Annotated in this window: 10 protein-coding genes; 1 reads left to right on the top strand and 9 read right to left on the bottom strand. The window is 63.1% G+C overall.

Annotated elements, in window-relative coordinates; all coding sequences use genetic code 11:
• Window positions 1–337: 337 nt before the first annotated feature.
• From E8A46_RS05545 to E8A46_RS05535, 3 genes are all read right to left on the bottom strand, one after another.
• Complete coding sequence (locus tag E8A46_RS05545) at window positions 338–2,104, bottom strand: GMC family oxidoreductase (protein ID WP_291558484.1); 1,767 nt, start codon at window positions 2,102–2,104, stop codon at window positions 338–340.
• Between the two features lie 12 nt (window positions 2,105–2,116).
• On the bottom strand, window positions 2,117–2,863 hold the full coding sequence (locus E8A46_RS05540) for a gluconate 2-dehydrogenase subunit 3 family protein (RefSeq protein WP_291558482.1): 747 nt from the start codon (window positions 2,861–2,863) through the stop codon (window positions 2,117–2,119).
• Between the two features lie 266 nt (window positions 2,864–3,129).
• Window positions 3,130–4,170 carry a trypsin-like peptidase domain-containing protein gene (locus E8A46_RS05535; protein WP_291558479.1) on the bottom strand — a complete coding sequence of 347 codons (1,041 nt, stop codon included), beginning with the start codon at window positions 4,168–4,170 and terminating at the stop codon, window positions 3,130–3,132.
• 119 nt (window positions 4,171–4,289) lie between these two features.
• Between E8A46_RS05535 and E8A46_RS05530 the strand changes: the two genes are divergently transcribed.
• Window positions 4,290–5,228 (top strand): GNAT family N-acetyltransferase, encoded by a 939-nt coding sequence (locus E8A46_RS05530; protein ID WP_291558478.1) that lies wholly within the window; start codon window positions 4,290–4,292, stop codon window positions 5,226–5,228.
• Between the two features lie 68 nt (window positions 5,229–5,296).
• Here the strand turns inward: E8A46_RS05530 and E8A46_RS05525 are convergent, their stop codons facing one another.
• The 6 genes from E8A46_RS05525 to E8A46_RS05500 are packed head-to-tail and all read right to left on the bottom strand — an operon-like array spanning window position 5,297 to window position 10,791.
• The gene (locus tag E8A46_RS05525; protein WP_291558476.1) at window positions 5,297–6,001 is read right to left on the bottom strand and encodes an ABC transporter ATP-binding protein; all 705 of its coding nucleotides are present in this window, start codon (window positions 5,999–6,001) and stop codon (window positions 5,297–5,299) included.
• Window positions 5,994–6,749 carry an ABC transporter ATP-binding protein gene (locus tag E8A46_RS05520; RefSeq protein WP_291558473.1) on the bottom strand — a complete coding sequence of 252 codons (756 nt, stop codon included), beginning with the start codon at window positions 6,747–6,749 and terminating at the stop codon, window positions 5,994–5,996. Before E8A46_RS05520 ends, E8A46_RS05525 begins: the two co-directional genes overlap by 8 nt.
• A 55-nt stretch (window positions 6,750–6,804) precedes the next feature.
• A complete protein-coding gene (locus tag E8A46_RS05515) occupies window positions 6,805–8,064 on the bottom strand; it encodes an ABC transporter substrate-binding protein (RefSeq protein ID WP_291558471.1) in 1,260 nt (419 codons plus the stop codon).
• A 24-nt stretch (window positions 8,065–8,088) separates the two neighbouring features.
• Window positions 8,089–9,051, bottom strand: coding sequence for a branched-chain amino acid ABC transporter permease (locus E8A46_RS05510; RefSeq protein ID WP_291558469.1), 963 nt, complete (start codon window positions 9,049–9,051; stop codon window positions 8,089–8,091).
• Window positions 9,048–9,905, bottom strand: a complete 858-nt coding sequence (locus tag E8A46_RS05505) for a branched-chain amino acid ABC transporter permease (protein WP_291558467.1) — start codon at window positions 9,903–9,905, stop codon at window positions 9,048–9,050. The genes E8A46_RS05510 and E8A46_RS05505 overlap by 4 nt, the downstream gene beginning before the upstream one ends.
• 7 nt (window positions 9,906–9,912) lie before the next feature.
• Window positions 9,913–10,791 carry a polysaccharide deacetylase family protein gene (locus tag E8A46_RS05500; RefSeq protein ID WP_291558465.1) on the bottom strand — a complete coding sequence of 293 codons (879 nt, stop codon included), beginning with the start codon at window positions 10,789–10,791 and terminating at the stop codon, window positions 9,913–9,915.
• Between the last annotated feature and the right edge of the window lies 1 nt (window position 10,792).

The following is a 10,792-nucleotide window of genomic DNA, read 5'->3' as shown; positions in this document are numbered from 1 at the left end:
CGTCAGCAATGCGTCAGGCGGTCGCCGCGATCGCCCGCTTTACCGTCATCGGATGCCACCGCCTAGTTAAGTGACCTGCTGAGAAATGACCGCTTATGGCACTTTTCGGACCTCGCACGACGTCCGACTTGAGTCCGGGATGCGTATCAAAGCGGACGTCCGTCAACCACTTTGAAGTTATGGAATCATACTCTGATTTCATGATGCTCCGCCAAGCGGACAGCGTTTACAGCATCGACCCCTGCCGTACCGACGGCTTGCGCTCGATCCGGTCACGGACGAGCGCACAAATTAGATCGTCAACGCCGTTGATGTCGACGCCAATACCCGAGCGGCCCTAAGCCGGTGCCAGCGGTCCCGGATTCTTCAGATAACGCTTGATCGAATCCGCGGTCCTCAAGGCCAGTGCAGCTACGGGGCCGGTAGGGTTCTTGCCGGCATTCTGCGGGAAGGAGCAGGCGCCGGTGACGAACACGTTCGACACGTCCCAGGTCTGTGAAAATGGATTAAGCGCGCTCCTGGTCGGATCGGTTCCCAGTACCGCGCCGCCGGTATTGTGTGTGCTCTGATACGGCACGATGCTGTAGCGCTGCGGGGCTCCGCGCCGCGCGACGCGCTCGCCGCCCATCGCCTCCCCGATCTTCACGCAGACGTCGGCGAGGAAGTTCGCCTGCTTCTGCTCGTTTTGCTGAAAGTCAAAGGTCATGCGCATGAGCGGCCGGCCATAGCGGTCGCGATAGGTCGGATCGAGATCGAGATAGTTCTGGCGATAGCCCATCACGCTGCCCTGGTTGTTGATGGCGAGTGTGTGGTTGTAGTGGCGCACGACCGCGCGTTTCCAATCGGTGCCCCAGGCCGGCGTGCCGGGCGGCACCGGCCGGAAGCCGATGGGTCGTCCGCCTGCACTCGGCGTCGAAATGCCGCCGCCGCCGATGAAGCCTTCCTTGAGGTGATCGAAACTGCCGGTGTTGAAGTCGTCGATGTTCATGCTCAGCGCACCGGAGCCCATGAACGGGTTCATCCACGTTTTCTCGTCGAAGAAGACGTTGGCGCCGCTGCCGATCTGGTACGCATAGTTGCGGCCGACGACACCGGTGCCGGTCGCGGGGTCGTAGGGTTTGCCGATCCGCGACAGCAGCATCAGATGGACATTGCCGAGCGCATAGGCGGCCAGGACCACCAGGCCGCCCGGCTGCTCGAACTCGCGACCGGCTGCGTCCAGATAGGTCACGCTCTCGGCGCGCTTTTGGGCGGCATCGAGGTTGACCTTCATGACGCGCGAGTCGGTGCGTATCTCCACATTCTTTTTCGCCGCGGCGAGCGGAATCACCGTGAAATGCGCGCTCGCCTTGGCGTTCACTTCGCAGCCGAAGCGCTCGCAATAGCCGCAATAGTGACACGCGCCAAACGCGACGCCGTCCGGATTGATATAGGGCTGAGACATGTTGGCCGATGGCCCGGGGAAAGGATGATAGCCAAGGGTTCGCGCCGCCTTCTCGAACAGTTGGCCCGGATACGACTGGATCATCGGCGGATTGGGATATTCGCGCTTGCGCGAGCCTTCGAATACATTGCCGCCGTCAATTTTATTGCCGGCGAGGTTTCCGGCCTTGCCGGCGACCCCGCACAGATACTCAAACTTGTCGTAGTAAGGTTCAAGTTCGTCGTAGGAGACGCCCCAGTCCTGCAGTTGCATGCCCTCCGGAATGGCGGACTTGCCGTAACGCGCCAGCGTCATCTTTTCCGGTTCGTGATCCCAAGGCAGCCAGCGCCACGTCACGCCGTTCCAATGCACGCCGGCGCCACCGACGCCCTCGCCGGGCAGAAACGAGCCGAGCTGGCGCATCGGCAGCGCGGTCTGACTCGAGTTGTTGCGGAAGGTCAGCGTCTCGCGCGAGACGTCCTGCATCAATTCGTGGCGCTGTGCGTATTTGAGTTCGTCGTGAACATTCGGATACATGAAATCAGGATTGGTATCGCGCGGCTTGCCACGCTCGAGCACGACGATCGAAAGACCGGTGTCGGCAAGCTCCTTGGCCAGAATGCCGCCGGTCCAGCCGAGACCGACGATGACGATGTCGGCAGCCTTGAGCTTCGTTGACATGGTCGTTTTCCCTCAGCTCAGGTCCCGGATGGATTTCGGCGCAGCGACGTATTGCTTGTTGCGATATTGTTCGATGAGGTCCGCATACATACCGACGGCGCCGGGGAATCCGATCATCGCCCACACCGCGCTGTTGCGATTGCCGCCATACATCGGATCCGCGAAATATCCTTCCATGGTGTTCTGCAGCAGGATGCTGAAGAAAGTACGTGACGGGATTTGCGCGAATTCCGCCTGCCCGGCTTCGAGCGCCTTGAGCGCGGCCGTGCGATCGGCCGTCGAAAGCTGGTCGAATGTCTTTCCGTCCCGTGTCCTGGAGCACCAGGCGTTGAGATCGGCGATGCCGACGCGGTAGAGATCGGCGGGCGGCAACGGAAGTTGATAGCCCTGTTGCGGCGTGCCTTCACCGAACGGACCGTTGAGAAACATGCGGGCGCCGCGGCCATAGGCGCCGGCCAGTTCGCGGTCGATGAAAATCGGCACGCCGACCTCCACGCCACCGGGACCGACATCGTCTTTGGGTATCAGCGTGTCGACGAGTGCGACGATCACTGCGGCTTCCGGCGGTGTGAAATAGCGGAAAATATCGGCACCTTCGCCGTTTCGCTCCGGTGGATGGGTGTGGGCGTGCGGCGCCGCTTGCGCTTGCGCCTCAGCAGGCGCCAGCGGCGCGGCAGTCGTCGCTATGCCGACCGCGGCCCCGGTAATGCCGATGCTTTTCAGGACGTCGCGTCGACGCACGCCTTCATGATCAGACATGAAATCCCCCCGGACATAATGCGCGCCGTTTATTGATTGCAGTCAGGGCGCGTCAAGCATTCTTCAACCAACAGAGCCATACAGCGGGCGAATCGTTTCGCCCCCGTTCCCCGGATGACCAAGGATCGGTGTAAAACTCTAGCACCCTGCTTGGGGGACACGGAAGTCATAAGCTGGCGCCTGGCGTCCGGGGTGCCATGTCCGTTCCGGGGAGCGGACATGCCAAAACCCGGCCACGACATCAGCGGGATCGCAAGCCGAACGTCCTACGGCACCGACCCCTGTCGCGCCGACGGCTTGCGCTCGATCGGATGGATGTCGATGGCCCGCAGCCGGCCCATCCGCAGCACATCCATTTCGACGGTGCGTTCGATGCGATCGCGATCGAGCACGCGAATCAGATCGTCGACGCCATTGATGCCGACGCCGTCGAGCTTGATCACGACATCGCCGGGCAATAGCCCGGCCCGCGCCGCAGGACCCTCCGGCTCGATCTGCGCCAATAGCGCGCCCATCTTGTTTTCGACGCCGGCGACCACCGCGTGCCTTCTGGGCACAGGCGCCGTCTGACCGGACACCCCGATATAGGCGCGCCTGACATAGCCGTGGCGGATGATCTCCGAGAGCACGAATTGCGCGGTATTGCTGGCGACCGCAAAGCAGATGCCCTGCGCGCCGCTGATGATCGCGGTATTGATGCCGATTACCTCGGCCGACGACGACACCAGCGGCCCGCCGGAGTTGCCGGGGTTGAGCGCGGCATCGGTCTGAATGACGTCCTCGATGGTCCGGCCGCTCACCGAGCGGATCGAGCGGCCGAGCGCCGATATCACGCCTGCGGTGACGGTCGACTCGAAGCCGAGGGGATTGCCGATCGCCACCACAAGCTGGCCACGGCGCAGATCTTGCGAGTTGCCGAGCGAGGCATAGTGCAGGTCCCGCGCACCGTCGGCGCGCAGCAAAGCGAGGTCGGTGTCGGGGTCGACGCCGAGGACGCGGGCATCGGTGACAATGCCCTCAATATCGCGAAGCCTGATCTGCCGCGACGATCCGACCACGTGGCTGTTGGTCAACACCAGGCCATCCGGCGAGATCACGATCCCGGAGCCCAGCCCGCCGCGCTCGCGCGCGCCCGGTGCCTTTGACCCGGTTTCAACACGGACCACCGCGGGACCGACACGTTCGGTCACGCCGATGACGGCGTTCGAATAGGCGTCGAGCAGGGCTTGATCGCTGGCCGGGGCCGCCCGGCTGGCGCGCGGCTGCGAAGTGTCCTCGTCGAATGTATCGTGGGTAAAATCCAGCATGGTCAATTCCTTCGGATATCAGATGGTAGCTGCATCTTGGCCTCGCAAGAGACCGGCTTTTGGCTATGATGGGAGCCGGATATCGCGCAAATTGCCGTGCGCCGGGGCAAGTCCATTTGATGATGACGGTTTCGGAAGAAAAATCTGTCGATTACGAAATCACGGCCCGCATTGCGACCGAGGCGTTCGAGTCGAAGGAAGTGGTTTTTTCCGCATCGCGGATGAAATGGCTTTACGAAAGCGGCTTCGGCGGGGGCAGCGCGATCGTGGCCGCCTTCGACGGCGACAAGAAGGTCGGTCAAATCGCGTTGCTTCATCAGACGGTCTATCTGGACGGCAAGCCCGTCGCGGCAATCCAGCTCGTCGACCTCTTCATCCTGCGGGCCTACCGCTCTCCGCAACTGGTCCGCCGCATCTACCAGGAGGTTGAGCGCCTTTGCCAGGCCGGGAGGATCCGCCTGGTCCTCACTCTGCCGAATGCGAACTCGGCGCGGCTCAATGAACGCCTGCTCAAGCTGCGGCCCTTTCTCACGCTGCCGCCTCGCGTAGGCGTCGGATTTTGGCGGCCACGGCTTTCAAATCTGAAATTTTCAGGCCGCCTCAAATCGATGCCAAGGCACGAGGCGGTCGATCTATTGTCGGACTTCGTCACCCCGGCCAGCGAGAATGGGCCGCACTGGGATGCCGAGACCCTGTACGACCGCATGAACGATCCAACCCGCGACTACGCCGTTCATGCCACGGCGGATTTGCTTTTGATCTCCTCGTCGCGCAGGACCAGGGGTATCAGGCATGCCCTGCTCTGCGGCTTTTTTGCTCGACCCGGCGCCGTGGTCACATCAAGCGCGGTCCACAAACTGGTTCGCGCCGCGTGCCGCTTCTGGAAACATCGGATTTTTGTCTACGCGGGCGTCAACAAAAGCCTTCCCAGCCTTCCGGGACTGGCATTACCCGACCGGTTCCGGCCGCCGATATTGGTCCAGATGCGTGACTTCGACACCGATCGGCCGGATCTGCGGTTGGACCGCTTTCAATTGATCGACTCCGACTTTGTTTGATTGAACGCGGCTCGTTCGGCGCTGGCACGATGTCAGATCGTTGACGCGGATCGATTCGGTGACAGCCTTCACTGCACGCCGAGGTGCTGAAACAACAGCTCGGGCTGCCGCGTCAGGGTCGCGGCGTCACCCTGGTGCACGACCTGACCGGTCTCCAGAACATAGACGCGGTCGGCGACCGCGAGCGCGCTATAGAGGTTTTGTTCGACCAGCAGGATCGACAAGCCTTCGCGCTTGAGACCGAGCACGATTTCCTCAAGGTGCTGCACCATGACCGGCGCGAGGCCTTCCGAAGGCTCATCCATCAGGATCAATTGTGGATCGACCATCAGCGCCCGGCCGACCGCGAGCATGCCGCGCTCGCCGCCGGACAATTGCCCGCCGCGGTGATGCCGCCGTTCGGCGAGCCGCGGAAAAATGCCGAACACACGCTCCACGGTCCACCCCGTTTTGGCGCGCGCGCTTTTCAGCATCGTCAGATGTTCGGTGACCGTCAGCGACGCGAACAGCCGGCGGCCCTGCGGCACGATGGCGATCTTGCGCGCGGCGATGTCGTGCGGCCGCAAGCCTACCAGGCTCTCGCCGCGCCATGTGATCGAGCCCGAGCGGATCTGCGGCGGCGTCAGGCCCATGATGGAACGAATAAGGGTGGTCTTGCCCATGCCGTTGCGCCCGAGCACGGCGACGATCTCGGCCGTTCCGACGTCGAGCGAGACGCCGCGGACCACATGCGCCTCGCCGTAGCCGCTGTGAAGATCGCGAACCTCAAGCATGGCGCGGGCGCCCCAGATAGACTTCCTGCACCTGCTTGTTGCGGCGGATCTCGTCCGGCGGCTGCTCGACCAGGACGCGGCCCTCAAACATGCAGGTGACGAGATCGACGAGGCCGAGCGCCAGGTCCATGTCGTGCTCGATCAGCACGACCGTGATGTCGCGATCGAGCGAACGGATGATCCCGGCGACCATCGAACGCTCCGAAGGCGAGAGGCCGGCAGCGGGTTCATCGAGCAGCAGCAGCCTCGGCGCGGTCACCAGCGACAGCGCGATCTCGAGCTGGCGCTGTTCGCCATAGGACAGATCCCTCACCGCGACATCGGCGCGTGCCGCGATCCTCACTGCGTCGAGCGCTCCCGCGATCTGCTGCGCCTCGGCCGAATCAACATCCGGTGTGCCGAACAGCGAGAATTTGCGTGGCGATCGCCCGCGCAGCGCCAGCACCATATTGTCTTGCACGCTCAACCTTGGAAACAGATTGGTGATCTGGAAGGTGCGGGACACCCCGAGCTGGGCGCGCCGGTGCGGCGGCAGCCTCGTGACATCGTGGCCGTCGAAGGCGATGCGGCCGCCGGTCGGCGGCAGCATTCCGGCGATGGCGTTGAACAGCGTGGTCTTGCCGGCGCCGTTGGGGCCGATGATGGCGCGGCGCTGGCCGCGCGGGACGGTCATGCTGACGCCGTCGACCGCGCGCAAGGCGTCGAACGCAACGACCACATCGGACAACGTCAGGATCGGCTCGGACACGGCAAATTCCGGTAAGAGGACGCGGGAACAAGACCCGCGTCCCGCAAAGGCCAAATCAGGTCTTCTTGATGCCCTGGAAGGCCCGCGAGTAAGGCGGCTGCTTCATGTAGGTCTCGGGGTCGTAGGTCCAGAACTGCGAAACGTTCGGATAGCTCGTCACCGGGACGTTCCAGTATTTGCCGTCGGCCCGTTTGACGACTTTCCGTATCTGGACGTCGTAGATCGGGTTGCCGTAGCCATCGAGCCTGACAGTCTTGCCCAGCGGCGAGCCGGTAAGTTCGGTCTTCAGCACGGTGTCGATCAGCAGCTCGCGGTCCTCGACCTTGCCACCCATCTTTTCCAGGGCTTCGGCCACCCACATGATTCCGGAATACATCGAGAATCCGTAGAGCGAGGGGATCTTGCCGTATTTGGCTTCATACTCCCTGGTGAATTTCTGGGTGACCGGATTGTCCGAACCCTCGGCGAAGTGGGCGGCGGCGATGATGCCGTCGCATTCCTCGCCGAGGGTGCGGATCACCGACTGGTCGGTGCCGTTCATCGCCGCGAGCAGCGGAATCTTCCCCTTGAGGCCAAAGCTTGCATATTGCTGGATCAAGCGGGTGGCGTCGGCGCCGGTCTCCATGGCGAAGATCGCGTCGACCTTGAGATCCGCAAGCTGACCAAGATAGGGGCTGAAGTCGGCGGTGTTCAGCGGATGCCAGAACTGCTGCACGATTTGGCCGCCGCCTTCGGTAAATACCTGCGCGAGACCGCCGCATTGCTCGTGGCCGAAGGTGTAATCCTGGCTGATGGTAGCGATTTTCCTGTAGCCCTGTTTCAGCGCCCAGTCGCCGAACGGATGAGTAAAGGCGCTGGCCGAATAGCCGGCGACCCGGATCACGTTCCTGATGCGCTGGCGCTGGGTGAGGTCGTCGGCGGCAATGATCGGGATGAAATAAGGCGTGCCCGTTCCCTTGACGTAATTGGCAACCGCAAGCCCGGTATTGGCAAGCAGGTCTCCGATCAGCATGTGGCAATTGCCCTGCTCGACCAGGCGGCGCGCCTTCTGCAGGGCGGTGTCCGGATTGGAGGCGTCGTCCTCGATCACCAGTTCGACCTTGCGGCCGGCGATCTCGTTCTTGACGGAATCGAGATAGAACTGCACGCCCTCGACCATTTCCTTGCCGCCTGAGGCGACCACGCCGGTGAGCGGAGCCAACAGGCCGATCTTGATCGGGCCCGCCTGCGCGAATGCGCGTCGCCAGGGCGCGCTAGCTGCACCGGCGGCACTGAACGCGGCGGTGGAGGTCTTCAAGAATTGCCTGCGGTCCATTTCAATATCCTTTCGTGGAAACGATCAACGTTGCTTGCGCGTCAGGACGGCGCGCAGCGTGCCGATGATGCCCTCGGGGGCGAAAATCATGATCAGGATGAAGGTAACACCGAGTACCATCTGCCAGCGCTCGGTGTAGGCACTGACGGCATTCTCAAGCGCGATGATCGCAGCCGCCCCGACAAAGCCGCCGAACAGCGAGCCGACGCCGCCGGCGATCATCATCAACACACCCTCGACCGACTGCGCCAGCGCCACGGTCGAGGGGCTGACGAAGTTGTTGAACATCGCATAAAGCGCGCCGGCAATTCCGGCGAAAAAGCCGGACACCGTAAAGCCGATGAACAGGTGCAGCGGGACATTGTAGCCGAGGCTGCGCATGCGGCTTTCGCTGTCGCGAATGCCGAGCAGGGTCAGGCCGAACGGCGAGCGGACAAACCGCCACATCGCGTAACTCACCACCGCCGCACCTGCCAACACCGCCCAGTAGAAGGCCTGGTGGGTCACCAGCCAGGGCGGCCGGACGTCGCCGCGCATGCCGTTCTCGCCGCCCGTCACCTGGGTCCAGCGCAGGCAGATTCCCCACACGATCATGCCGAGCGCCAATGTCAGCAGCAGAAAGTAGACGCCCGACGTGCGCACCGCGAGCAGGGCAAAGATCGCCGCGACCAGCGTCGCCGCGATCACGCCGAGCGCGAAGGCAGGAAGCGGCGGCAGTCCGGCCTGCGCGGTCGCATAGACGACGACATAGCCGGAGACACCGAAGATCGCCCCGTGACCGAGCGAGGTGCGCCCGGCGAAGCCGGCGAGAATATCGATCGACATCGCCAGCACGCCAAAGATCAGCATCTCGGTGGCGAGCCCGACCTGGTAGTTGGTGAGCACCAGAGGCAGCGCGGCCGCCACCGCCAGCACGACCAAAGCGACCACGACTGCACGGGGCGTCATGCCGGCGATCTTCATTGGCTGCGACGTCGCTTGCGTCATGCCGAGACCGCCCGTCCGAACAGGCCGAGCGGCCGAAACGCCAGCAGCACCGCCATCGGACCGAAGATCACGAAATAGGCGAACTCCGGAAACATGACCTGACCCAGCGTATTGAGAAGGCCGACCAGAAGGCTGCCGACGCCGACGCCGACCAGGCTGCCGCGACCGCCGATAATGACGACCGCAAGGCTGAACACGAGAATCTCGGCATCGGCCGAAGGATACAGCGACAGAAACGCGCCGCCCATCAGGCCGCCTAGACCGGCCAGCGCCGAGCCGAGCAGGAAGGTGACGAGGAAGACCCTGCGGATATTCACTCCCGACGCCTCCACCATCTCGGCATCGTCGACGCCGGCCCGGATCAGCGCACCCAGCCGCGTGTGGTTCAACAGCACCCAAAGCGCTGCGAACACGACAATGCCGGTGACCAGCACGAAAAGCCGGTAGGTCGGATAGAACACGCCGAGCACCCGCATGCCGCCGCGAAGGATCTGCGGGATCGGCACGGTGAAACTGTCGCCGCCCCAGATCACCAGAGCCAGATCATTGAGAACGAAGGCAAAGCCAAGCGTCAGCAGAACCTGGCGCAGCTCATTGCCGCGGACAAAACGCAGCAGGCCTTGATCGAGCACAAAGCCGATCGCCGCGATCGCCGCCATCGCCCCGAGGCCGCCGAGCACGAAGCTGCCGGTCTTGGTCGCCACCGCAAAGCCGATATAACCACCGAACAGATAAAGCGCGCCATGCGCCAGATTGACGATGCGCAGCAATCCAAAGATCAGCGTAAAGCCGCTCGCCACCACGAACAAAAGGGCGGCGAAGGTCAGTCCGTTGAGAAGCTGAAAGGTGTTCATCGGTGCCTTAAGGCGCTCTCGGTCCCGTGGCGAGATACCAGTCGAGGATCTGTTCTCCCGTCATGAAGGCGACGTCAGGCTTCTGCCGGATCTTCTCGAAGATGCGGCGGAAATATCGCGTGCGATGCGGCGCGCCCATGATGTAGGGGTGGATCACCAGCGCCATGATGCGGGCGGAATCGGCGGCATCGTCGTAGATCTGCTCGAACTGGTCGATGGCGCGATCGTAATATTCCGATGCCTTGTGATGCTGGATCAGCATCATGGCGACGTCGTTGCATTCCTGGGTGTAGGGAATGTTGACGATCGGGGTGGTGGTGGTCTTGAGCCAGACCGGCTGATCGTCCAGTACCCAGTCGGCGACGTATTGATAGCCTTCCTGCTTCAACAGGTCCGGCGTTTCCCAGGTCTCGGTGAGACCCGGTCCGAGCCAGCCGCGCGGACGTTTTCCGGTCGCAGCCTCGATCACGTCGGCGGTCCTGCGGATATCCTCGCGCTCGTTCTCGACCTTCTGCATGTTGCGCTGGGTAAAGCCGTGCCCCATGAATTCCCAGTGGCGGGCCTTCGCAGCCGCAACGATCGGCGGATAGGCGGCCAGCGCCGAGCCGTTGATGGCGAGCACGCCGGGAATTTTGAACTCGTCGAACACCTTGAGCAGGCGCCAGAAGCCGACACGGTTGCCATATTCGTGCCAGGCCCAGTTCGGAATGTCGGGGGTGGGCGAACCGCCGGCCGGCGGCGTGAGCACGGTACGCGGCATGGTGAGCTTGGCGTCCCACTCCTCGACATTGACGATCACCCAAACCGCCATGCGGGCGCCGTTCGGCAGTTGCAGCGGCGGGCGGTCCGAGATCGGGGAATAGACGATGCGTTCGGTGGGCAACATG

The organism is Bradyrhizobium sp., assembly GCF_004799445.1.
Lineage (GTDB): Bacteria > Pseudomonadota > Alphaproteobacteria > Rhizobiales > Xanthobacteraceae > Bradyrhizobium.
Note: the sequence above shows the minus strand (reverse complement) of the source record. Positions and strands in the feature narration are given on the sequence as shown.

What these genes read in the sequence shown, in the direction of transcription:
- E8A46_RS05510 (WP_291558469.1), bottom strand. Translation starts at nt 9,051, where the DNA reads ATGACGCAAGCGACGTCGCAGCCAATGAAGATCGCCGGCATGACGCCC.
- E8A46_RS05505 (WP_291558467.1), bottom strand. Translation starts at nt 9,905, where the DNA reads ATGAACACCTTTCAGCTTCTCAACGGACTGACCTTCGCCGCCCTTTTG.
- E8A46_RS05535 (WP_291558479.1), bottom strand. Translation starts at nt 4,170, where the DNA reads ATGCTGGATTTTACCCACGATACATTCGACGAGGACACTTCGCAGCCG.
- E8A46_RS05525 (WP_291558476.1), bottom strand. Translation starts at nt 6,001, where the DNA reads ATGCTTGAGGTTCGCGATCTTCACAGCGGCTACGGCGAGGCGCATGTG.
- E8A46_RS05530 (WP_291558478.1), top strand. Translation starts at nt 4,290, where the DNA reads ATGATGACGGTTTCGGAAGAAAAATCTGTCGATTACGAAATCACGGCC.
- E8A46_RS05500 (WP_291558465.1), bottom strand. Translation starts at nt 10,791, where the DNA reads ATGTTGCCCACCGAACGCATCGTCTATTCCCCGATCTCGGACCGCCCG.
- E8A46_RS05545 (WP_291558484.1), bottom strand. Translation starts at nt 2,104, where the DNA reads ATGTCAACGAAGCTCAAGGCTGCCGACATCGTCATCGTCGGTCTCGGC.
- E8A46_RS05515 (WP_291558471.1), bottom strand. Translation starts at nt 8,064, where the DNA reads ATGGACCGCAGGCAATTCTTGAAGACCTCCACCGCCGCGTTCAGTGCC.
- E8A46_RS05540 (WP_291558482.1), bottom strand. Translation starts at nt 2,863, where the DNA reads ATGTCTGATCATGAAGGCGTGCGTCGACGCGACGTCCTGAAAAGCATC.